Source organism: Pseudomonas sp. App30, from assembly GCF_047947025.1.
GTDB lineage: Bacteria > Pseudomonadota > Gammaproteobacteria > Pseudomonadales > Pseudomonadaceae > Aquipseudomonas.
In genome coordinates this window covers 3931668-3953528 of record NZ_CP133165.1, presented here as the reverse complement: position 1 = coordinate 3953528, position 21861 = coordinate 3931668, and the positions used below count along the sequence as shown (strand labels likewise).

The window sequence follows — 21861 nt, the reverse complement described above, 5'->3', positions numbered from 1 at the left end:
CGCATCAGTGCAGGGAAGGCTTGGCAGCCGCCACTGGCTTGGCGCATTCGGTGAACAGCAGCATCGGCGCCACGCGCAGGTATTCCATCACTTCCATGTAGTCGCTTTCGGCGTCTTCGGATTCTTCCAGCGCTTCCTGCACCTGGGAAATGGCGTCCATGTCCTGGAGGATTTCCTGGGCTTCCTGGCTCAGGTTCTTGCCACCCGAGTGCAGGCCGAAGCCGGTGAGGAAGCCTTGGCACCATTGGCCCAGGGCGGTGGCACGCTCGGTCAGCGGCGCGTCGTCGCTAGGCAGCAGGATGACGATGGTCACGTCTTCGCCGGTGAGCTCGCCTTGGACCATGGCCTGCAGGCCAACCAGCGCGTTGCGCACGTTCTCGGCAGGTTCGGTGTCCAGCGACAGCGCGGCGTCCGCCAGCCAGCCTTCGGCGTCGAAGTCGGCGCCAGCGCAGCTACGGCCCAGCAGCAAGCCATGCAGCTCGGCAGGGGAAACGGGGTGACCGCCAGCGTTGAGCAGGTCGGCAAAGCCTTGATACGGGGATTTCTGAATAGACATGGCAACTAGGCGCCAGGCGGCGCAATGACTAGAATGAAGACCTTGTATCCTAGCACCGGCAGGCGCGCCAAGACCATCGACGCGGCCAACTCGTTAACGTGCAAGGCCTTGCGCCACTCACTGATTGTAGCGAACGGGACCCCATGGAACAGAACGACCTGCAAGCGCTGATGGGCCGACTCGAGCAATTGATCGACCGAGTCGAGCAACTAAAACGCCAAAACGGACTCCTACTAGCTCAGGAAAAATCCTGGCGCGAGGAGCGCGCACACCTCATAGAAAAAAACGAAATCGCCCGGCACAAGGTCGAATCGATGATTTCGCGCCTCAAGGCCCTGGAGCAAGACTCATGAGTTCAAGCAATAGCGTCACTGTTCAGATCCTCGACAAGGAATACTCGATCATCTGCCCCCCCGAGGAGCGCAGCAACCTGGTCAGCGCCGCGCGCTACCTGGACGGCAAGATGCGCGAGATCCGCAGCAGCGGCAAGGTCATCGGCGCCGACCGCATCGCCGTGATGGCTGCACTGAACATTACCCATGACCTGTTGCACAAGCAGGAAACCCCCGACATCGCCGCCAGCGGTTCCACCCGCGAACAGGTCCGCGACCTGCTCGAACGCGTCGACCTGGTGCTCGCCACTGATCAGGATGAAACCCGGGGCTGAAACATTCTGGTTGTTTCGGGTATACTTGCGCCGCTCCCTGGAGTGCTTGCCAGTCGGTCATGTCCCTGAGCCGATACGCACAACCACGGGGGTTGCACGCTGAGGCCGGTGCGCATGTCCGCTTGACGGAAAGCCTTAACGCCTCCTGCAATCTCCACCTTGAACTTTCGGGTTCAAGGGCTACACCGACAGCGGTTCGTCGGGGAGTCTCGCATTACTTGCCCCTGCCAGGCCTTGCCGGCATGGGTATCCGCCCCGCCGCCCCGCGCGGCCCGGGCGCTTCTGGATGGCCTTCGCCATGACCGAATCCGCACCACTTTCACGCCCTCAATTGCGCCGCCTGCTGCGCGATGCCCGACGGGCACTGACCCCTGCGCAACAACGTGAAGCCGCCCGCGGGCTGTACCGCCAGCTGGCCCAGCACCCGCTGTTCCGGCGCGCCCGCCACGTGGCCCTATACCTGCCCAACGACAGCGAAATAGACCCACGCCTGCTGCTGGCCGAAGCCCAGCGCCGGGGCAAGAAAACCTATTTGCCGGTGCTCAGCGCCTGGCCACGGACCAAAATGGTGTTCCAGCAGGTGCGCGCAGGTGAGGCATATCGTCGCAACCGCTTCCGTATTCCCGAACCGCACATCAACCCGGCGCGCCAACGGGTGATCTGGGCGCTGGACCTGATCCTGCTGCCGCTGGTGGGCTTTGACGAAGTGGGCGGCCGGCTGGGCATGGGCGGTGGCTTCTACGACCGCAGCCTGGCCTACCGCAGCCGCCGCGGTGCGTGGCACAAGCCGGTGCTGCTGGGCCTGGCCCATGAGTGCCAGAAGGTGGAGCGGCTGGCGCAGGCCAGTTGGGACGTGCCGTTGCAGGGCACCGTGTCGGATAAACGCTGGTACCTGGCGTAACCCTGCAGGCACAAAAAAAGGCCCATCGGCATGCCGATGGGCCTTTTTTCACGCTGCAATCAGCGGTACTGGACGGGCGCGTTCACTTCCACAGGGGCATTGGCCTTGCGGTCCCACAGGGTCTGCGCGTAACCCGTGGTCACGACACCCAAACCGAACAAAATGACCAAAATCCATAGCAAATCCGGTTTGCGGCGCATCAATTGCCCCCCTCAGGCAAGTCGTGATGAAGTCGGGCGCTTTGGCTTGAAGATGGCCCGGTAATTATGTGAAGCGTAAAATGCGCGCATTCTGCGGCAACATGACGCGACACGCAACGCTGGCGCCAACCGACTGTCGGGTTGTATTGAAAACGCCACACTGACAATTTTTGTTTCAAATTTGGAGCAGCAAAGATGGCCTATTGGCTGATGAAATCAGAGCCCGACGAGCTCTCCATCAAGGACTTGGCCCGCCTGGGCGATACCCGCTGGGATGGGGTGCGCAACTATCAGGCACGCAATTTCCTGCGCGCAATGGCCGTGGGCGACGAGTTCTTCTTCTACCACTCCAGCTGCCCGGAGCCGGGCATCGCCGGCATCGCCCGCATCAGCGCGGCGGCCTATGAAGACCCCACGGCCCTGGACCCGGCAAGCGCCTACCACGATGCCCGCGCCAACGCCGACAAGAACCCCTGGAGCGCGGTGGACGTGAGCCACGTCGAAACCTTCGCCAAGGTGCTGGGCCTGGGCTACCTCAAGCAGCAAACGGCGCTGGCCGAGTTGCCGCTGGTACAAAAGGGCAGCCGGCTGTCGGTGATGCCAGTGACCGCCGAACAATGGGCGGCGGTGCTGGCGCTGCGCTGAGGCTTACTGCACGATCAGGTTGTTGAACAGCAAGTCCTCGACCATGGGCTTGCCCTCTTCGCTGGTCATGACCTGTTGCACCTGCTTGAGCGCTTCCTGGCGCAGCTTTTCCTTGGACTCGACGTTGCTCATCGAGTCCACGGTCTGCTGGGAGAACAGCGCCACCAGCTGGTTGCGGATCAGCGGGTCCTGGTGTTTCACCGCGGCTTCCGCCTCGGGGCCGGTCACGCGCAGGGCCACGTCGGCCTTGTACACGTGCAGGCGCGGGCTGCCGTCCAGCGCGTAGTTGCCCACAAAGGGCGGGCTCAGGGTGATGTAGCTCACTTTCGGTGGGCCGCCCTCTTCCTTGCCTTCCTCGGCCATGGCCGCCGACACGGGCAGCGTCAGGGCCAACGCCATCAAGATCCACGCTTTCACAAATTCGTTCCTCATTCTGTTGGCGCAAGCATAACAAGATAACCCACGGGCCGGCGCTTATGGACGCCTATCAGCTGGGGGCATGCTCGTTGACCGCACATTCGTCACACCTACACTTATCGGCCACAACCTGCAAAGGAATAGCCCGATGAAAGCTGTGCTGTGCAAAGCCTTCGGCCCCGCCGAGACCCTGGTATTGGAAGACATCGCCAGCCCGGCGATCAAGAAGAACGAAGTGCTGGTGGAGGTGCACGCCGCCGGGGTCAACTTTCCCGACACGCTGATCATCGAGGGCAAATACCAGTTCAAGCCACCCTTCCCCTTCGCCCCCGGCGGTGAGGCGGCAGGCGTGGTGCGCGCGGTAGGCGAGAACGTCAGCCACCTGAAGGTGGGCGACCGGGTGATGGGCCTGACCGGCTGGGGCAGCTTCGCCGAGGAAATCGCCGTGCCCGGCTACAACGTCATGGCGATTCCCGACGGCATGGACTACCAGACCGCCGCGGCTTTCAGCATGACCTACGGCACCTCCATGCACGCCCTCAAGCAGCGCGCCAACCTGCAACCGGGCGAAACCCTGCTGGTGCTGGGCGCCTCCGGTGGCGTGGGCCTGGCGGCGGTGGAAATCGGCAAGGCCATGGGCGCCCGCGTGATTGCCGCGGCCAGCAGCGCCGACAAGCTGGCGGTGGCCAAGGCCGCCGGTGCCGACGAACTGATCAACTACAGCGAAACCAGCCTCAAGGATGAGATCAAGCGCCTGACCGGCGGCAACGGCGTCGACGTAATCTACGACCCGGTGGGCGGCGACCTGTTCGACCAGGCCGTGCGCTCCATCGCCTGGAACGGCCGCCTGCTAGTGGTGGGCTTCGCCAGCGGGCGCATCCCCGAGCTGCCGGTGAACCTGGCACTGCTCAAGGGCGCAGCCGTGGTGGGGGTGTTCTGGGGCTCGTTCGCCCAGCGCCAGCCGCAGGACAACGCGGCCAACTTCAAGGCGCTGTTCCAGTGGTTTGCCGAGGGCAAGCTCAAGCCGCTGGTTTCGGCCACCTACCCCCTGGCTGAAGCAGGTGCTGCCATCCACGCGCTGGCCCATCGCCAGGCCGTAGGCAAGCTGGTAATCGCCGTGCGGTGAGTCGTTCCCGTTCAGGAAACGATTCTGAATGGTGCCTTCCCCTTGATGAGGTTGAACTGAGCGCCGCAACCGCCTGGTTGCAACCTCATCGAAAGGGAGTTCACCATGAGTGTCTTTACTGTGTATTTCTGTGGTACCAGCGCCACCTGCTTTGACAACCACCACCCCAACTACTGGAACGGCGAGCTGGTTTCCACCCTGGCCGCCAATAGCCTGGGCCGCGAGTTCGCCGACTGGATCATCGTCGACGGCCCCGGCAGCGGCAACCTGCAAGCCGACACACTGACCGTCGAGTCCCAGGACCATCCCTACGCCGGCCCGGCATTCGGCAAGGGCTGGGAGACCAACGTGCGCCATGCCTTGAACATGATCAAGGGCGAGTTCGAATGGCAGCGCGACAAACTTAACGAAGCCGATTACCAGGCGCTCAAGAAGGCCGGGGTGCCTATCCAGGATGTCCAGGTCAAGGGCAGCTTCTGGGCGCGGATATATGACTACGGCGACCGCAACCCCACCCCACAGCAGCTGCAACAACAGATCGTCAACCAATTCCGCAAGGGCGGCAAAATACCCAGCCAGGTCAACCTGGTGGGCTGGAGCCGCGGTGGCATCAGCTGCCACATGCTGGCCAACGCCATGCTCAAGGACCCGGCCCTCAAGCATATCCCGGTGAATATCTTCGCCATTGACCCAGTGCCGGGGTTGTTCAACTTTCAGCCAGAGCGCGTCAACCTGGGCAGCAATGTGCGCGAATACGTCGGGTTTTACGCCCGGGACGAACGCTCGAAGGGCTTCGCTTGCGTCATCCCCAAGGTCACCGGCAACACCAGGGTCGGCGTCTACCCGATGCCAGGGCGGCACGCCACCCTGGTGGGCAATGCCGCCGAAGACGGCGTGGCGGGCGCCAAGGCGTTGCCTGAGCCGGGGATGGTGGTGCGGCACCTGGCAGAAACCTGCCTGCAGCGCTGGGGCGTCGAACTGCAAAAGTGCCTGAAGCTGGACGCGGCAGCGCTCAAGCAGGCCCACGACACCATGCATATCCACGACGCCTGGTACGCCAACATGCGCAAGTACAGCTACACGTATGTCACCGAAGCCGACAAGAACGAGCGTGCAGTCAGCCATGGCACCCAGTGGGCGCCCTTCTCGGCCATCGGCGGCGCGCCCTTCACGCCGGCCATCGGCCTGGCCGCGCCAGTGGCAGCGGTGCAGGGCATGTACAAGGAACTGATACCACCGGCGGCCGGCGCCTAACCCTCGCGCGAATGGCAGCGCTTGATGCGCGCCTCCAGGTTGCGGTCGGGCATTTCGTGGCTGCGCAGGGCGCTGATGGTCTGCTGCACGTAGTCCAGGGTGCTGCCGAACCGGCCGCTGGCGCTTTCCAGGATGTGGCTCAAGAGGTTGTCGGGCAGGTTGCCCGCGTAGCTGGGCAGGTGCCGCTCAAGCACGAAGCCCAGCGCCTGCACCTTGGTGCCGTCTTCAAGGCGGCAATTGAGCCAGTGCGGTCGGTAGGACGGATAGGGCATCTCCCGCTGCCACAGCGCCAGCAACGAATCCTGCAGTTGTTCCTGCGGCAGGCGGTAGGCAAAGCCGCTGCAGGAACCGCCGCGGTCCAGGCCGAACACCAGCCCGGGGCGTTCCGGCGTGCCGCGGTGCTCGTGGGACCACAGGTACAGGCCGCGGTGGTAACCATGCACCCGTGCACGGCGGCGCTCCACCGCGCTGCACTCCGGCCGCCAGATCAGCGAACCGTAGGCAAACAGCCAGACCGGCCCGCCCTTATGGCGCGCCATGGTGGTTTGGAGGGAGTGCACCAGTTGCTCGTGGGTCAATTGCGGCCCGAGGTCGAGCGAAGGTGGGTAGACCTCGTTGAAGTGTGCAGTTTCGATAGCCGACATAGTCGTCGCCTGATATCCCCGTGAATCGACAAGGCCGACTCACTTTAACCGATTGCTACAGCCCCGCTGTTACCGTACGGCAGATAACCTCAGAAAAACAAGCCCTTGCAAACGCTTATAAGCAACTCGACTGGCGTTGGTTATAAAGCACCGAAGTGGGCCACACAGCACAACTGCGCACCGAAGTGGCACTTGCGCCCAGTGAAGTTGCCCCTGCTATTGCCTGAGAATAGTGCAGCCAAGACACATGTAAACTTTCCTACGAAATATTCAGAAGTTTCACGTCTAGAAACTTCCTATCGATATGAGCGAAAAAGCACGCTTCCGATAGATAGCGGTCAATGATCATGAAATTTCCCCTCAGCACCCTCGCCCGCGTGCTGCCAGCCGCACTGGCAGCCTGGGCGCCCCCTGCAATTGCCGCAAGCGATGACTTCTGGCTGTTGCAAGGCAGCGTGCTGACCCGCCACTTCGCCAGCAACGGCCAGTACAACAACCATCAGGACCTGGTCGGCCTGGAGCGCAACCTGGCGTCCGGCTGGCTGGCGGGCGGCGCTACCTTCCGCAACTCCTTCAGCCAGCGGTCGTTCTACGCCTACGCAGGCAAGCGCTTCGACGTGCCGGACTCCGCGCTGTACTACAAGCTCAGCGCAGGGGTGATCCATGGCTACAAGGGAAATTACCGGGACAAGCTGCCCTTGAACCGCTTCGGCGTCGCGCCGGCGGTGATCCCCGGCATCGGCGCCCACTGGGGGCCGGTGACCGGGGAAGTGGTGTTGCTGGGGTTGGCCGCGACCATGGTCAACGTCGGCGTGCGTTTTTGACCTTGCGCTCAGGGACGGGGCGCGTAGGCGAACACGTCGGCACGCATCTGGTGCGCATCCATGCCTGCCGCCACCAGGGCGTCCAGGGTGGCGTAGATCATGGCCGGCGAGCCGCTGGCGTAGACGTGCACGCCAGCCAGGTCGGTAATGTCTTCACAGACCGCCTCGTGCAGCATGCCGCAACGGCCTTCCCAGCCGCAGAGGTCGCTGACCACCTGGTGCAGGAACAGGTTGGGCAGCGCCTTCCACTCTTCCCAATGCTCAAGCTGATAGAAGTCTTCAGGCCGGCGCACGCCCCAGTACAGGTGCACCGGGTGCTTGAAGCCCTTGGCGCGGCAATGCTCGATCAGGCTGTGCATCTGCGCCATGCCGGTGCCAGCGGCGATCAGCACCAGCGGGCCGTCCGGCAACTCGGCCAGGTGGGTGTCGCCGAACGGCAGTTCCACGCGGGCCATGCGGTTGCGCTGCAGCTGCTCGACCAGGCTCTGGGCGCTGGCTTCGCGCACCAGCACGTGCAGTTCCAGGTCGCGGCCGCTGTGGGGCGCCGAGGCCAGGGAAAACGCCGATTTGTCGCCGTTCTCGCGCTCGATCATCAGGTACTGTCCGGCATGGTAGCGCGGCGGCTTGCCGGCCGGCGCGCGCAGGCGCACGCGCCAGACGTCGCCACCCACAGGGGTACAGTCGCTGAGCTGGCAGGCGAGGCTGCGCACCGGCAGCTCGCCCAGGGCCAGCACGCCGTCCCACAGCACTACGCAATCTTCCAGGGGCTCGGCGATGCAGGTGTAGATTTCACCGTGGTCGCGCTCTTCCCCGTCCTGGCGCACACGGCCTTCCACCAGCAACGCCGAGCACACGTGGCAATTGCCATTGCGGCAGCTTTGCGGGCACTCGTGGCCCAGGCGCTGGGCGGCTTCCAGGATTCGTTCGCCGGGTAGCGTGTCCAGCACCGCGCCCGATGGCTGCAAGGTTACGCGCATCAATCTATTCCTAGCTGGTTCCACAGTTCATCGATGCGTTTGGTAACGGCGTCGTCCTTGACGATCACGCGCCCCCACTCACGGGTGGTTTCGCCGGGCCACTTGTGGGTGGCGTCCAGGCCCATCTTCGAGCCCAGGCCCGATACCGGCGAGGCGAAGTCCAGGTAGTCGATCGGGGTGTTGTCGATCATCACCGTGTCGCGCTTGGGGTCCATGCGCGTGGTGATAGCCCAGATCACGTCGTTCCAGTCCCGCGCGTTGATGTCGTCGTCGGTGACGATAACAAACTTGGTGTACATGAACTGTCGTAGGAACGACCACACGCCCAGCATCACCCGCTTGGCGTGGCCGGGGTACTGCTTCTTCATGGTCACCACCGCCATGCGGTAGGAACAGCCTTCGGGCGGCAGGTAGAAGTCGGTGATCTCCGGGAACTGCTTCTGCAGGATCGGCACGAACACCTCGTTCAGCGCCACGCCCAGGATCGCCGGCTCATCCGGCGGCCGGCCGGTGTAGGTGCTGTGGTAGATCGGCTTGATACGGTGGGTGATGCGCTCCACGGTAAACACCGGGAAGCTGTCGACCTCGTTGTAGTAGCCGGTATGGTCGCCATAGGGACCTTCGTCGGCCATCTCGCCAGGGTGAATGACCCCTTCCAGGACGATCTCAGCGCTGGCCGGCACCTGCAGGTCGTTGCCACGGCACTTCACCAACTCGGTGCGGTTGTCGCGCAGCAGGCCGGCGAAGGCGTATTCCGACAGGCTGTCGGGCACCGGGGTCACGGCGCCAAGGATGGTCGCCGGGTCGGCGCCCAGGGCCACCGAGACCGGGAACGGCTGGCCCGGGTGCTTCTCGCACCATTCGCGGTAGTCCAGTGCGCCGCCACGGTGGCTCAGCCAGCGCATGATGACCTTGTTGCGGCCAATGACCTGCTGGCGGTAGATGCCCAGGTTCTGGCGATCCTTGTTCGGCCCACGGGTAACGGTCAGGCCCCAGGTGATCAGCGGCGCGACGTCGCCCGGCCAGCAGGTCTGCACCGGCAGCATGCCCAGGTCGACGTCATCGCCCTCGATGACCACTTCCTGGCACGCGGCGTCCTTGACCACCTTGGGGGCCATGGCAATGATCTTCTTGAAGATCGGCAGCTTGGACCAAGCGTCCTTCAGCCCCTTGGGCGGCTCGGGCTCCTTGAGGAACGCCAGCAGCTTGCCGATTTCACGCAGCTCGCTGACGTCTTCGGCGCCCATGCCCAGGGCCACGCGGCCGGGGGTGCCAAACAGGTTGCCCAGCACCGGAATGTCGTAGCCGGTGGGCTTTTCGAACAGCAGCGCCGGGCCCTTGCTGCGCAGGGTGCGATCGCAGACTTCAGTCATTTCCAGCACCGGCGAAATCGGCACCTGGATGCGTTTCAACTCTCCGCGCTGCTCAAGCTGCTGCACGAAATCCCGAAGATCCTTGAATTTCATTGACCATGCCACTCGTAAAATAGGCGTACATCGTACCTGCTCCGGCGACGGCTGGCAGCCGCCGAACCGTCAATCTGCAGAATTGGCCTGGATTTGCGCGTTGGCATGGGCCGCCGCTGCCCCCGTGAACAGCGGCGCCAGCAGCGGTTGCAGGTAGGTGGCCGCCGCATCGCCGTAATGATTGGTATCCATATAGAGCGATTGGCCATTGCTTTCGACCCGGCAGATGCCGCCCCGGGCGCAGAACAGCGCCGTGGGATCGATCACCCGCACACCAGCGTCCCGGGCCGCAAGGCCCCCAAACAGCTGGTGAATGAATGCCTGGCGCGCCAAATGCTCGGCCACGGGCCGGCCGTCATCGGCCGCCGACCGGCCGAGCATGGCCAGCCGTGTCAGGCGCCAGGGCACCGGTTGCTTCTGCAGCGGCACCTCGGCCACCAGCCACACCCGGTGGCCATGCTGGCGCAGCAGCGTCACCAGCGTGCCCAACCGCTGCGCCAACTGCTGTTCGGCGTACGCGCGGTCAGCCTTGCCAGAATGAGGGTCGTGCAGCATGTAGGTGGTGTCGCCGTCCTCTTCCCCGTAAAGGTACAGGCTCCAGCGCGCCGCCAGCACCACATCGCTCACCCCCGGGGTGTCGGTCAAGGCCAGCATGCGCTGGTTGAACGCCTGGCAGCCGGGCTTGGTTTCAAGGCCCGGTACTGGAATGCACCCCGACTTGGCGGCCAGCGACACCGGCGTGGCGTGCTGCTCGGCGGCTATTTTCAGCGCGGGGCCCATGCCGGCCGCATGGCTGTCCCCCCATATCAGCGTCGCCGGCACGCCCTGCCCTTGCGGGCCCAGCCGGCAGACTGGCTTGGAGTCCTCGAAACCGGACAGGCAGTCACGTTCACCGCCCTCCCATTCCTTCGCCTGGGCATACCTGAGCGCCTGTTCAGGCAGGCGCGAGGGAATTCCGTCGGTCCAGCGCAGGGCCTGGCCCGCCAGGCTCATCGTCACCAGCACCACCAGCGCGCCCGCCAGCACCTGCCGCGGCGTGGCGGTGGGCCTGGCCTGGCGCAGCGGCTGCTCAACCCAGCGCCAGCTGGCATAGGCCAGCACCAGGCTGAGCGCCAGCAACCCGGCCACCTGCCAGCCACCCAGGCCATCCACCGCCGCGTAGCTGGCGAACACGTGGACCGGCCAGTGCCACAGGTACCAGGAATAGGAGAGCAGCCCGATACCCACCAGCAGCCGCGTGCCCAGCAGGCGGGCAACCCAGGTAGCGTGGGCGCCATTGGCCCAGATCAGCAACACGGTGCCCAGCACCGGCAACAGTGCCGCCGGGCCAGGGAACGGCGTGGCAGCATCGAACAGCAGGGTGGCCGCCAGCAGCATGGCCAGCCCAACCAGGCTGGCCGCCTGGTAAAGCCATGGCGCGCGGCGGCTCTGCGCCACCGGCGCCACGGCCAGCAGGGCGCCCGCCAGCAGCTCCCAGGCACGCAGGGGCAGCAGGAAGAACGCCGCCGAAGGGTCGTGCTTCACCGCCCAGGTGCTCATGCCCAGGGACAGCAGCGCAAGCCCCAGCAACCACAAGCGCCAGCGCGGGGCCCAGCGCATCAGCAGCCCCAGCAGCAACGGAAAGACGATGTAGAACTGCTCTTCCACCGACAGCGACCAGGTGTGCAGCAGCGGCTTGAGGTCCGAAGCCGTGTCGAAGTAGCCATCCTCGCGGCGGAACAGGATGTTGGAAGCGAACATGGCCTGGTAGCGCACGGTGCGGCCCAGGTCGCTGTAGTCATGCGGCGCCAGCAGGAACCAGCCGGCGACCAGGCTCGCCAGCATGACCACGCACAGCGCCGGCAGGATGCGCCGTGCCCGCCGGGTCCAGAAGTCGAGGAAGCTGAACTGCCCCGCCTGGCGTTGCCGCCAGATGATCGAGGTGATCAGGAAACCGGAAATGACGAAAAACACGTCCACGCCGACGAACCCACCGGAAAACCCGGTGATGCCGAAGTGAAAGAGCACGACCACCAGGACAGCCAGCGCGCGCAGGCCGTCGATGTCGCGACGGTATGACAGTACAGCCATGACAGTCCCTTGTTTTCTTGTGTTCCCCGGTATCGGGGGCATCGCATCATAGAAGGGCTGGCTGTGTATCAGTTCCGAAAAAATGTAAAAAAAAATGGCGCCCCGGTGGGCGCCATTTTTTCAAGCAGGCTGAAAAGCGTGCTTACTTGCGTTTCATCGACAGGAAGAACTCGTCGTTGGTCTTGGTCTGCTTCAGCTTGTCGACCAGGAACTCGATGGCGGCGACTTCGTCCATCGGGTGCAGCAGCTTGCGCAGGATCCACATGCGCTGCAGTTCGTCGTCGGCAGTCAGCAACTCTTCGCGGCGGGTGCCGGAACGGTTGATGTTGATGGCCGGGAAGACGCGCTTCTCAGCAATCTTGCGGTCCAGGGGCAGTTCCATGTTGCCGGTACCCTTGAACTCTTCGTAGATCACTTCGTCCATCTTCGAGCCGGTCTCGACCAGCGCGGTGGCGATGATGGTCAGCGAACCGCCTTCCTCGATGTTACGCGCGGCGCCGAAGAAACGCTTCGGCTTCTCCAGGGCGTGGGCGTCGACACCACCGGTCAGTACCTTGCCGGAGCTCGGGATGACGGTGTTGTAGGCACGGGCCAGACGGGTGATGGAGTCCAGCAGGATGACCACGTCCTTCTTGTGCTCGACCAGGCGCTTGGCCTTCTCGATCACCATTTCGGCAACCTGCACGTGGCGGGTTGGCGGCTCGTCGAAGGTGGAGGCAACCACTTCGCCGCGCACGGTGCGCTGCATTTCGGTCACTTCTTCCGGACGTTCGTCGATCAGCAGCACGATCAGGTGAACTTCAGGGTTGTTACGCGTGATGTTCGACGCGATGTTCTGCAGCATGATGGTCTTGCCCGCCTTCGGCGGAGCAACGATCAGGCCACGCTGGCCCTTGCCGATCGGCGCGCACAGGTCGATGACACGACCGGTGAGGTCTTCGGTGGAACCGTTGCCGGCTTCCATCTTCATGCGCACGGTCGGGAACAGCGGCGTCAGGTTTTCGAACAGAATCTTGTTCTTGGCGTTTTCCGGGCGGTCGAAGTTGATGGTGTCAACTTTCAACAGGGCGAAGTAACGCTCGCCTTCCTTTGGAGGGCGGATCTTGCCGACGATGGTGTCGCCGGTGCGCAGGTTGAAGCGACGGATCTGGCTTGGGGAGACGTAGATGTCATCCGGGCCCGCGAGGTACGAAGCGTCAGCCGAACGCAGGAAGCCGAAGCCGTCCTGGAGAATCTCCAGCACGCCATCACCGGAGATTTCCTCGCCGCTTTTGGCATGTTTCTTCAACAGGGAGAAAATCACATCCTGCTTGCGCGAACGGGCCATATTTTCTATGCCCATCTGTTCGGCCATTTCGAGCAGATCGGTAATCGGCTTTTGCTTGAGTTCAGTCAGGTTCATAAGGGAATGACGTAATCATGTATGGAGGGAGAAATTAAGCTTTGGGCTTAATGAGGCCGCGCCGCAGAGAAGGCGACAGGATCGCGTACTAATTCGAGTAGGAGTGCGTCGGCGACGGCTTGCAGGGGGCGCTAGAGATACTAGTGCGAGGCCGAATGTAACACCTGAATTTCTGGGCGTCTAGTCGTTCGCCCAAGAAAAAGCCCCGCAAGGTGCGGGGCTATTACCACTGGATATTTCAGCGCTATTACAGGCTGGCATCCAGGAAAGCGGCCAATTGCGACTTGGACAGGGCGCCGACCTTGGTCGCTGCCACTTCACCGTCCTTGAACAGCATCAGCGTAGGAATGCCACGCACGCCGTGCTTGGCTGGGGTTTCCTGGTTGTCGTCGATGTTCAGCTTGGCGATGGTCACTTTACCTTCGTAGGTACCGGCGATCTCGTCCAGCACGGGTGCGATCATCTTGCATGGGCCACACCACTCAGCCCAATAGTCAACGAGGACAGGGCCCTTGGCCTTGAGTACTTGCTCCTCAAAGGTTGCATCAGTGACGTGCACGATTTTGTCGCTGCTCATAACGGGCTCCGCGGTCGAATTCTGGAAAAACGTCGCCCATCATAACGGCACAGGCGCCCTACAGGAAGCCGATGATGATTGTCTCTAACTATAGTGATTCCAGATTTAACCAATCGCTATCAGGGCGCGACGAAGGCAATGCCCGTGCGCAGGGCCGCCGCGCGGATGTGTTCCTGCATGGCGCGGGAGGCCGGTGCGGCGGCGTGACGCGCCAGGGCACGAAGGATCTTGCGGTGCTCTTGCCAGGTCTCCATGGCCCGCTCGGCGCGGATGAACGGTAGCTTCTGGCTTTCCAGGAAGATATCGGCGCTGGCGACCAGGATGCTGGCCATGGCCTGGTTGCCGCTGGCCACCAGGATGCGCCGGTGGAAGTCGAAGTCCAGGCGCGCGGCGGCCTCGAAGTCGCCACCACGCAGCTCGGCGCGCATGGCCTCGACGTTATCCTGCAGGCCGTCCAGTTCGTCGGCGCTCAGGCGCACGGCCGCCAGGCCCGCGGCGAAGCTTTCCAGGGCGTAGCGCAGCTGGAAAATGTCCTCGGGCGTGGCCTGGGCCGCGAACGGCCAGGCCAGCCCGGCGGGTGCAGCCTGCCCCGCCCCCGGCGCTTGCACGAACACGCCCTTGCCCGGCTGGATACTGACCACCCCCAAGGCGCTGAGGGTCGACAACGCCTCGCGCAGCGACGCGCGGCTCACCCCCAATTGCTCCGCCAGGTCGCGCTGCGAGGGCAGCGCGGCGCCGGCTTCGAAGCCGTGCTGGCTGATCAGTTGGCGAATGCCCTGGATGGCGAGATCAGGTACCGCTCGGTTCATTGAATTCATCATGGGCGCAGGGCGTTTCGGGCGTATGGAATAACTGTTGTAACGCCATTTTTTCCGCCTGGCAAATCACGCCCTTTAACGGTTCACCCCCGTATTTATTGCTCGAAACCGGTGCAGCTGTTCAGACCAGTATGACCAACCAAAAGCCCGTGGCCAGGGGCTTCGGCGTTCCTGGCATGGGCTGTGCACTGGGCTTGGCACTCACTTTCGGAGACCGTGCCATGATCCAGCGCTGTACCGCCCTGCTCACCGCTCTGTTCGCCAGCCTGATGCTTTGCCAGGCCCCCGCCCACGCCGACGGCCTGGAGGACGTGGTCAAGCGCGGCACCCTGAAAGTCGCTGTGCCCCAGGACTTCCCGCCCTTCGGCTCGATTGGCCCGGACATGAAGCCGCGCGGCCTGGACATCGACACCGCGCAGCTGATTGCCGACCGCCTCAAGGTCAAGCTGGAACTGACCCCGGTCAACAGCACCAACCGCATCCCCTACCTCACCACCGGCAAGGTCGACCTGGTGATCTCCAGCCTGGGCAAGAACCCCGACCGCGAGAAGGTCATCGACTTCTCCAGCGCCTACGCGCCCTTCTACCTCGCGGTGTTCGGCCCGCCCGACGCGCCCATCGCCAGCCTCGACGACCTCAAGGGCAAGACCATCAGCGTCACCCGCGGCGCCATCGAAGACATCGAGCTGACCAAGGTCGCCCCCGAGGGTGTGACCATCAAGCGCTTCGAGGACAACAACTCGACCATCGCCGCCTACCTGGCCAACCAGGTGGACCTGATCGCCAGCGGCAACGTGGTGATGGTGGCCATCAGCGAGCGCAACCCCAAGCGCATCCCGGCGCTGAAGGTGAAGCTCAAGGATTCGCCGGTGTACGTGGGCCTGAACAAGGACGAGCCGCAGCTGCTGGCCAAGGTCAACGAGATCATTGCCGCGGCGAAACAGGACGGCGCCCTGGAAAAGAATTCGCAGACCTGGCTGAAGCAGCCACTGCCCGCCGACCTCTGAGGTAGCAGACCTTATATGGCTTACCACTTCGACTTTGCACCCGTGCTGGCCAACACCGACCTGCTGCTCAAGGGCGCGCTGTTCACCCTGGAACTGACGGCCATCGGCGCCCTGCTGGGCGTCAGCCTGGGGATCGTGGGCGGGGTGGTGCGGGCCTGGAAGATCCAGCCGTTCGCCCGCCTGTTCGGCGTGTACGTGGAACTGATCCGCAACACGCCGTTCCTGGTGCAATTGTTCTTCATCTTCTTCGGCCTGCCGTCCCTGGGCGTGCAGATCAGCGAATGGCAGGCGGCGGTGCTGGCCATGGTGGTGAACCTGGGCGCCTACAGCACGGAAATCATCCGCGCCGGCATCCAGGCCATTCCCCGCGGCCAACTGGAGGCCGCCGCCGCGCTGGCCATGAGCCGCGCCGAGGCGTTTCGCCACGTGGTGCTGGTGCCGGCGCTGGGCAAGGTGTGGCCGGCCCTGAGCAGCCAGATCATCATCGTCATGCTGGGTTCGGCGGTGTGCTCGCAGATCGCCACCCAGGAGCTGAGCTTCTACGCCAACTTCATTCAGTCGCGCAATTTCCGCGCCTTCGAGACCTACCTGCTGACCACCCTGGTGTACCTGGCCATGGCCATGCTGATCCGCGCCCTGCTCAATTGGCTGGGCCGCCGTTACCTTGCAAGGAGTCGCTGATGGATTTCACCTTATGGGACATCGTGCGCAACCTGCTCACCGGCCTGCAGTGGACCCTGGCCCTGAGCCTGGTGGCGTTCATCGGTGGCGGGCTGATCGGGCTGCTGGTGATGACGATGCGCATCAGCGACAAGGCCCTGCCTCGCGGGCTTGCGCGCGGCTATATCGAACTGTTCCAGGGCACGCCGCTGCTGATGCAACTGTTCCTGGTGTTCTTCGGCGTGGCGCTGCTGGGCATCGATATTTCGCCCTGGGTGGCCGCCGCCCTGGCCCTGACACTGTTCACCAGCGCCTACCTGGCCGAGATCTGGCGTGGCTGCGTGGAATCCATCGGCAACGGCCAGTGGGAGGCCTCCGCCAGCCTGGCCATGACGCCTTATGAACAGCTGCGCCATGTGATCCTGCCGCAGGCCCTGCGCATTGCCGTGGCGCCCACCGTGGGCTTCTCGGTGCAGGTGGTGAAAGGCACCGCCGTCACCTCGATCATCGGCTTCACCGAATTGACCAAGACCGGCGGCATGCTCGCCAACGCCACCTTCGAACCCTTCACCGTCTACGGCCTGGTTGCGCTGGGCTATTTCGCCCTGTGCTACCCGCTGTCGCTCAGCGCCCGCTACCTGGAAAGGAGACTGCATGCCACTGCTTAGAATTTCCGCCCTGCACAAATACTACGGCGACCACCACGTGCTCAAGGGCATCGACCTGACCGTGGAAGAAGGCCAGGTAGTGGCCATCATCGGCCGCAGCGGCTCGGGCAAGAGCACCCTGCTGCGCACCCTCAACGGCCTGGAGTCGATCAACGACGGCGTCATCGAGGTGGACGGCGAATACCTGGACGCCGCCCGCGCCGATTTGCGCAGCCTGCGCCAGAAGGTCGGCATGGTGTTCCAGCAGTTCAACCTGTTCCCGCACCTGAGCGTGGGCGAGAACGTGATGCTGGCGCCGCAGGTGGTGCAGAAGGTGCCCAAGGCCAAGGCCGCGGCGCTGGCCCGGCAGATGCTCGAACGGGTGGGCCTGGGCGACAAGTTCGACGCCTTCCCCGACCGCCTGTCGGGCGGCCAGCAGCAGCGCGTGGCCATCGCCCGCGCCCTGGCCATGTCGCCCAAGGTGCTGCTGTGCGACGAGATCACTTCGGCGCTGGACCCCGAACTGGTCAACGAGGTGCTCAGCGTGGTGCGCCAACTGGCCCAGGACGGCATGACGCTGATCATGGTCACCCACGAAATGCGCTTCGCCCGCGAAGTGGGCGACAAGCTGGTGTTCATGCACCAGGGCAAGGTGCACGAGGTGGGCCACCCCAAGCAGCTGTTCGCCGAACCGCAGACCCCGGAACTGGCCAACTTCATCGGCATGCAGCACGCCTGACCCGACACCCCCCCCGCGGCCGCTGCTACATCCTGTGGGAGCTGGCTTGCCAGCGAGCTGTTGGGGCCATAAAAGCTCGCTGGCAAGCCAGCTCCCACAATACAGTTGCAGCTACGTATCGGCGGGCATCCTCTGCAAACGCGTTGGCGGCAGGGTTGGTTCGTGGCACGATGGCAGGGTTATCGACCGGGATTCTCAGACCATGCCGCAAGCCACCCCCAAGAACCTTTCCCTGATCGCCGCCATCGATCTGGGCTCGAACAGCTTTCACATGGTAGTGGCCAAGGCCCACCATAATGAAATCCGCATTCTCGAGCGCCTGGGGGAGAAGGTTCAGCTGGCAGCCGGCATCGACGAACAGCGCAACCTCGACGAAGAGTCCATGCAGCGCGGCCTCGACTGCCTCAAGCGCTTTTCCCAGCTGATCAACGGCCTGCCCCTGGGCGCCGTGCGGATCGTGGGCACCAACGCCCTGCGCGAGGCGCGCAACCGCGGCGAATTCATCCGCCGCGCCGAGGAAATCCTTGGCCACCCGGTGGAAGTCATCTCCGGCCGTGAAGAAGCCCGCCTGATCTACCTGGGCGTCTCGCATACCCTGGCCGATACCCCCGGCAAGCGCCTGGTAGCCGACATCGGCGGCGGCAGCACCGAGTTCATCATTGGCCAGCGCTTCGAGCCGCTGCTGCGCGAAAGCCTGCAGATGGGCTGCGTGAGCTTCACCCAGCGCTACTTCAAGGACGGCAAGATCACCCCGGCGCGCTACGCCCAGGCCTACACCGCCGCGCGGCTGGAAATCATGAGCATCGAGAATGCCCTGCACCGCCTGACCTGGGACGAGGCCATCGGCTCCTCGGGCACCATTCGCGCCATCGGCGTGGCCCTGAAGGCGGGCGGCCATGGCACCGGCGAGGTCAATGCCGAGGGCCTGAGCTGGCTCAAGCGCAAGCTGTTCAAGCTGGGCGACGTCGACAAGATCGACTTCGACGGCATCAAGCCCGACCGCCGTTCGATCTTCCCGGCGGGCCTGGCGATCCTGGAGGCTATCTTCGACGCCCTGGAACTGCAACGCATGGACCACTGCGAAGGCGCCCTGCGCGAAGGCGTGCTGTACGACCTGCTGGGCCGTCACCACCATGAAGACGTGCGCGAGCGCACCCTGGGCTCGCTGATGGAACGCTACCACGTCGACCTGGACCAGGCCGAACGAGTGGAACGCAAGGCGCTGCACGCCTTCGACCAGGTGGCCGAGGACTGGGGCCTGGAAGATGGCGTATGGCGTGAACTGCTGGGTTGGGCGGCGAAAGTGCACGAAGTGGGCCTGGACATCGCCCACTATCACTACCACAAGCACGGCGCCTACCTGATCGAGCACTCGGACCTGGCCGGCTTCTCCCGCGAAGACCAGCAAATGCTGGCCCTGCTGGTGCGTGGCCACCGGCGCAATATTCCCAAGGACAAGTTCGCCGAGTTCGGCGACGACGGCATCAAGCTGATTCGCCTGTGCGTGCTGCTGCGCTTCGCGATCCTGTTCCACCACATCCGTGGTACCCAGGAAATGCCGACCGTGAAGCTATATGCCGGCCAGGACAGCCTGGAAGTGGAATTCCCGGCTGGCTGGCTGGAAGAGAACCAGCTGACCCAGGCCGACTTCGCGCTGGAAGCGGAGTGGCTGACCCGGGTCGGCGTGATTCTTACCGTACGGTAAGAATCGGGATGCTCAGGCGCTCGAGCAGAGTGTCCTGGGCGCTGCGCGGGTTCTGGTTGCCGGTTGGCGAGCTACGCACGTAGCGGCCGTCCGGCTGCAGGATCCACGAGTGGGTGTTGTCGGTCAGGTAGCTTTCCAGCTCCTTCTTCACCCGCAGGATCAGTTTCTTGCCCTCTACCGGGAAGCACGTCTCCACGCGTTTATCCAGGTTGCGCTCCATCCAGTCGGCGCTGGAGAGGAACATCTGCTCTTCGCCCCCGTTGAGGAAGTAGAACACCCGGGTGTGCTCCAGGAAGCGGCCGATGATCGAGCGTACCTGAATGTTGTGCGACACCCCGGCAATGCCTGGGCGCAGGCAGCACATGCCACGCACCACCAGGTCGATGCGCACGCCCGACTGGCTGGCCTTGTACAGCGCGCGGATGACCTTGGGGTCGGTCAGCGAGTTGAACTTGGCGATGATGTGCGCCGGCTTGCCTTCCAGGGCGAACTGGGTCTCGCGGGCAATCATGTCGAGCATGCCCTTCTTCAGCGTGAACGGCGCGTGCAAAAGCTTCTTCATGCGCAGGGTCTTGCCCATGCCGATCAGCTGGCTGAACAGCTTGCCCACGTCTTCGCACAAGGCGTCGTCGGAGGTCAGCAGGCTGTAGTCGGTGTACAGGCGCGCGTTGCCGGCGTGGTAGTTGCCGGTGCCCAGGTGGGCGTAGCGCACGATCTCGCCGGCTTCGCGGCGCAGGATCAGCATCATCTTGGCGTGGGTCTTGAAGCCCACCACGCCGTAGATCACCACCGCGCCGGCGGCCTGCAGGCGGCTGGCCATTTGCAGGTTGGACTCTTCGTCGAAACGGGCGCGCAGTTCGATGACTGCGGTCACTTCCTTGCCGTTACGCGCGGCGTCCACCAGCGCATCGACGATTTCCGAGTTGGCGCCGCTGCGGTACAGGGTCTGGCGCACGGCCAGCACGTGCGGGTCCTTGGCGGCCTGGCGCAGCAGGTCGACCACGGGGGTGAACGACTCGAACGGGTGCAACAGCAGGATGTCCTGCTTGCTGATCACGCTGAAGATGTTCTCGCTGTTCTGCAGCAGCTTGGGAATGGCCGGGGTAAACGGCTTGTATTGCAGCTCCGGGTGGCTGTCCAGGCCGGTGATGCTGAACAGGCGCGTGAGGTTGACCGGGCCGTTGACCTGGTACAGCTCCGACTCCGACAGGCTGAACTGCTTGAGCAGGTAGTCGGACAGGTGTTTGGGGCAGGTATCGGCCACTTCCAGGCGCACGGCATCGCCGTAGCGGCGCGAGAACAGCTCGCCGCGCAGGGCGCGGGCCAGGTCTTCGACGTCTTCGGAGTCCAGCGCAAGGTCGGCGTTACGGGTCAGGCGGAACTGGTAGCAGCCCTTCACCTTCATGCCCTGGAACAGGTCATCGGCGTGGGCGTGGATCATCGACGACAGGAACACGAAGTTGTCGCCGGTGCCCGACACTTCTTCCGGCACGCGGATGACGCGTGGCAGCAGGCGCGGCGCCGGGATGATGGCCAGGCCCGAGTCGCGGCCGAAGGCGTCGATGCCTTCCAGCTCGACGATGAAGTTCAGGCTCTTGTTCACCAGCAACGGGAACGGGTGCGTGGGGTCGAGGCCGATGGGGGTGATGATCGGCGCGATTTCGTCGCGGAAGTAGCGGCGCACCCAGGTCTTGAGCTTGGTGGTCCAGTTGCGGCGGCGGATGAAGCGCACCTGGTGCTTTTCCAGCTCCGGCAGCAGGATGTCGTTGAGGATCGCGTACTGGCGGTCCACGTGGCCGTGCACCAGCTCGCTGATGCGTGCCAGCGCCTGGTGCGGCTGCAGGCCGTCGGCGCCAGCCTGTTCACGGGCGAAGGTGATCTGTTTCTTCAGGCCCGCCACGCGAATCTCGAAGAACTCGTCGAGGTTGCTGGAGAAGATCAGCAGGAACTTGAGGCGTTCCAGCAGCGGGTAGGACTCATCCAGTGCCTGTTCCAGCACGCGGATATTGAACTGCAACTGGGAAAGCTCGCGGTGGATGTACAGGCTGCTGTCATCCAGGCCCGGCACGGCCACCGGCGCCGGGGCGCTGGCAGGCGTGGCGTCGGCCACGGGCTCTTCGACCGGTTCCATGGCCGGTGGCGTTTCGATGATCTGCTCAAGCACGGGCTGTGCTTCTTTCACGGCAGTTTCGTGAAGTGCTTCGTTATTCATCTAGCGTTCCTGAAGGGCTCAATTGCCCTCTCATTCAGTTGAGCGGCACGGTTTGCAATCAGGTGAGGCAGCATCTGGCACGATCGTATCGTCGGCAGCGTGGCTATAGACACTGACGAGGCGGGACGCCAACTCATCACACTGACGGTGGCGGGAGGGCAGGCGCAGGGCGCGGGCACGGCTCACGGCAAACTCCTGGGCCCACGCGTGCGGGCCGGCGCGACAGTTATAAGCGGCCATTATGACGGTTGCATGACAATCTTGCGTCAACGCCATACAGATAGCCTCCGACATTGTCATTCTGCCCGCTGTTCACGTCGAGACACATTTCGACACTTTCCCGAATG

The 21861-nt window shown here is 63.9% G+C and carries 23 protein-coding genes and 1 other RNA gene; 13 read left to right on the top strand and 11 right to left on the bottom strand.

Annotation, left to right across the window (positions count from 1 at the left end):
* Positions 1-4: 4 nt before the first annotated feature.
* Positions 5-556, bottom strand: coding sequence for a YecA family protein (locus RAM80_RS18530; protein ID WP_416421912.1), 552 nt, complete (start codon positions 554-556; stop codon positions 5-7).
* Between the two features lie 143 nt (positions 557-699).
* On the opposite strand from RAM80_RS18530, the gene RAM80_RS18525 reads away from it, so the two are divergent.
* From RAM80_RS18525 to RAM80_RS18510, 4 genes are all read left to right on the top strand, one after another.
* Positions 700-909: a TIGR02449 family protein gene (locus tag RAM80_RS18525; protein WP_081719218.1), complete on the top strand. Its 210-nt coding sequence runs from the start codon at positions 700-702 to the stop codon at positions 907-909.
* Positions 906-1223 carry a cell division protein ZapA gene (locus RAM80_RS18520; RefSeq protein WP_416421911.1) on the top strand — a complete coding sequence of 106 codons (318 nt, stop codon included), beginning with the start codon at positions 906-908 and terminating at the stop codon, positions 1221-1223. The genes RAM80_RS18525 and RAM80_RS18520 overlap by 4 nt, the downstream gene beginning before the upstream one ends.
* A gap of 31 nt (positions 1224-1254) precedes the next feature.
* A non-coding RNA gene (gene ssrS, locus RAM80_RS18515) (6S RNA) lies at positions 1255-1433 on the top strand.
* 88 nt (positions 1434-1521) lie between these two features.
* The gene (locus RAM80_RS18510) at positions 1522-2124 is read left to right on the top strand and encodes a 5-formyltetrahydrofolate cyclo-ligase (protein WP_416421910.1); all 603 of its coding nucleotides are present in this window, start codon (positions 1522-1524) and stop codon (positions 2122-2124) included.
* A gap of 59 nt (positions 2125-2183) precedes the next feature.
* Here RAM80_RS18510 and RAM80_RS18505 read toward each other — a convergent pair whose 3' ends face one another.
* Positions 2184-2324: a hypothetical protein gene (locus RAM80_RS18505; protein ID WP_416421909.1), complete on the bottom strand. Its 141-nt coding sequence runs from the start codon at positions 2322-2324 to the stop codon at positions 2184-2186.
* 195 nt (positions 2325-2519) lie between these two features.
* Here RAM80_RS18505 and RAM80_RS18500 point away from each other — a divergent pair, with 195 nt between their 5' ends.
* Complete coding sequence (locus RAM80_RS18500; protein WP_416421908.1) at positions 2520-2969, top strand: EVE domain-containing protein; 450 nt, start codon at positions 2520-2522, stop codon at positions 2967-2969.
* Positions 2970-2972: 3 nt separating this feature from the next.
* Here the strand turns inward: RAM80_RS18500 and RAM80_RS18495 are convergent, their stop codons facing one another.
* Positions 2973-3386 (bottom strand): flagellar basal body-associated protein FliL, encoded by a 414-nt coding sequence (locus RAM80_RS18495; RefSeq protein ID WP_416421907.1) that lies wholly within the window; start codon positions 3384-3386, stop codon positions 2973-2975.
* 148 nt (positions 3387-3534) lie between these two features.
* On the opposite strand from RAM80_RS18495, the gene RAM80_RS18490 reads away from it, so the two are divergent.
* On the top strand, positions 3535-4512 hold the full coding sequence (locus tag RAM80_RS18490) for an NADPH:quinone oxidoreductase family protein (RefSeq protein ID WP_416421906.1): 978 nt from the start codon (positions 3535-3537) through the stop codon (positions 4510-4512).
* Between the two features lie 105 nt (positions 4513-4617).
* Positions 4618-5766, top strand: a complete 1149-nt coding sequence (locus tag RAM80_RS18485) for a hypothetical protein (protein WP_416421905.1) — start codon at positions 4618-4620, stop codon at positions 5764-5766.
* On the opposite strand, the gene RAM80_RS18480 is transcribed toward RAM80_RS18485, so the two are convergent.
* Positions 5763-6410, bottom strand: a complete 648-nt coding sequence (locus RAM80_RS18480) for a gamma-glutamylcyclotransferase (RefSeq protein ID WP_416421904.1) — start codon at positions 6408-6410, stop codon at positions 5763-5765. The genes RAM80_RS18485 and RAM80_RS18480 overlap by 4 nt on opposite strands.
* A gap of 347 nt (positions 6411-6757) precedes the next feature.
* Here RAM80_RS18480 and RAM80_RS18475 point away from each other — a divergent pair, with 347 nt between their 5' ends.
* Positions 6758-7234 (top strand): sn-glycerol-3-phosphate transporter, encoded by a 477-nt coding sequence (locus RAM80_RS18475; protein ID WP_416421903.1) that lies wholly within the window; start codon positions 6758-6760, stop codon positions 7232-7234.
* Positions 7235-7242: 8 nt separating this feature from the next.
* Here the strand turns inward: RAM80_RS18475 and RAM80_RS18470 are convergent, their stop codons facing one another.
* From RAM80_RS18470 to RAM80_RS18445, 6 genes are all read right to left on the bottom strand, one after another.
* The gene (locus RAM80_RS18470) at positions 7243-8211 is read right to left on the bottom strand and encodes a CDP-6-deoxy-delta-3,4-glucoseen reductase (RefSeq protein ID WP_416421902.1); all 969 of its coding nucleotides are present in this window, start codon (positions 8209-8211) and stop codon (positions 7243-7245) included.
* Positions 8211-9677 (bottom strand): 4-hydroxy-3-polyprenylbenzoate decarboxylase, encoded by a 1467-nt coding sequence (ubiD, locus tag RAM80_RS18465; RefSeq protein WP_416421901.1) that lies wholly within the window; start codon positions 9675-9677, stop codon positions 8211-8213. Before ubiD ends, RAM80_RS18470 begins: the two co-directional genes overlap by 1 nt.
* A gap of 69 nt (positions 9678-9746) precedes the next feature.
* Positions 9747-11747 (bottom strand): acyltransferase family protein, encoded by a 2001-nt coding sequence (locus RAM80_RS18460; RefSeq protein ID WP_416421900.1) that lies wholly within the window; start codon positions 11745-11747, stop codon positions 9747-9749.
* A gap of 142 nt (positions 11748-11889) precedes the next feature.
* On the bottom strand, positions 11890-13149 hold the full coding sequence (rho, locus tag RAM80_RS18455; protein ID WP_027979976.1) for a transcription termination factor Rho: 1260 nt from the start codon (positions 13147-13149) through the stop codon (positions 11890-11892).
* 247 nt (positions 13150-13396) lie between these two features.
* On the bottom strand, positions 13397-13726 hold the full coding sequence (gene trxA, locus RAM80_RS18450) for a thioredoxin TrxA (RefSeq protein ID WP_027979977.1): 330 nt from the start codon (positions 13724-13726) through the stop codon (positions 13397-13399).
* A 119-nt stretch (positions 13727-13845) separates the two neighbouring features.
* Positions 13846-14544, bottom strand: coding sequence for a FadR/GntR family transcriptional regulator (locus tag RAM80_RS18445; protein WP_416427519.1), 699 nt, complete (start codon positions 14542-14544; stop codon positions 13846-13848).
* 221 nt (positions 14545-14765) lie between these two features.
* On the opposite strand from RAM80_RS18445, the gene RAM80_RS18440 reads away from it, so the two are divergent.
* From RAM80_RS18440 to ppx, 5 genes are all read left to right on the top strand, one after another.
* Positions 14766-15551: a transporter substrate-binding domain-containing protein gene (locus RAM80_RS18440; protein WP_416421899.1), complete on the top strand. Its 786-nt coding sequence runs from the start codon at positions 14766-14768 to the stop codon at positions 15549-15551.
* 15 nt (positions 15552-15566) lie between these two features.
* Entirely contained in the window at positions 15567-16232 is a 666-nt protein-coding gene (locus tag RAM80_RS18435) for an amino acid ABC transporter permease (RefSeq protein ID WP_416421898.1), read from the top strand.
* On the top strand, positions 16229-16879 hold the full coding sequence (locus RAM80_RS18430) for an amino acid ABC transporter permease (protein ID WP_416427518.1): 651 nt from the start codon (positions 16229-16231) through the stop codon (positions 16877-16879). Before RAM80_RS18435 ends, RAM80_RS18430 begins: the two co-directional genes overlap by 4 nt.
* On the top strand, positions 16866-17597 hold the full coding sequence (locus RAM80_RS18425; protein WP_416421897.1) for an amino acid ABC transporter ATP-binding protein: 732 nt from the start codon (positions 16866-16868) through the stop codon (positions 17595-17597). Before RAM80_RS18430 ends, RAM80_RS18425 begins: the two co-directional genes overlap by 14 nt.
* A gap of 202 nt (positions 17598-17799) precedes the next feature.
* Positions 17800-19302: an exopolyphosphatase gene (ppx, locus tag RAM80_RS18420; RefSeq protein ID WP_416421896.1), complete on the top strand. Its 1503-nt coding sequence runs from the start codon at positions 17800-17802 to the stop codon at positions 19300-19302.
* Here ppx and ppk1 read toward each other — a convergent pair.
* A complete protein-coding gene (gene ppk1 / locus RAM80_RS18415) occupies positions 19289-21514 on the bottom strand; it encodes a polyphosphate kinase 1 (protein ID WP_416421895.1) in 2226 nt (741 codons plus the stop codon). The two genes, ppx and ppk1, sit on opposite strands and share 14 nt — an antisense overlap.
* Positions 21515-21861: the final 347 nt, after the last annotated feature.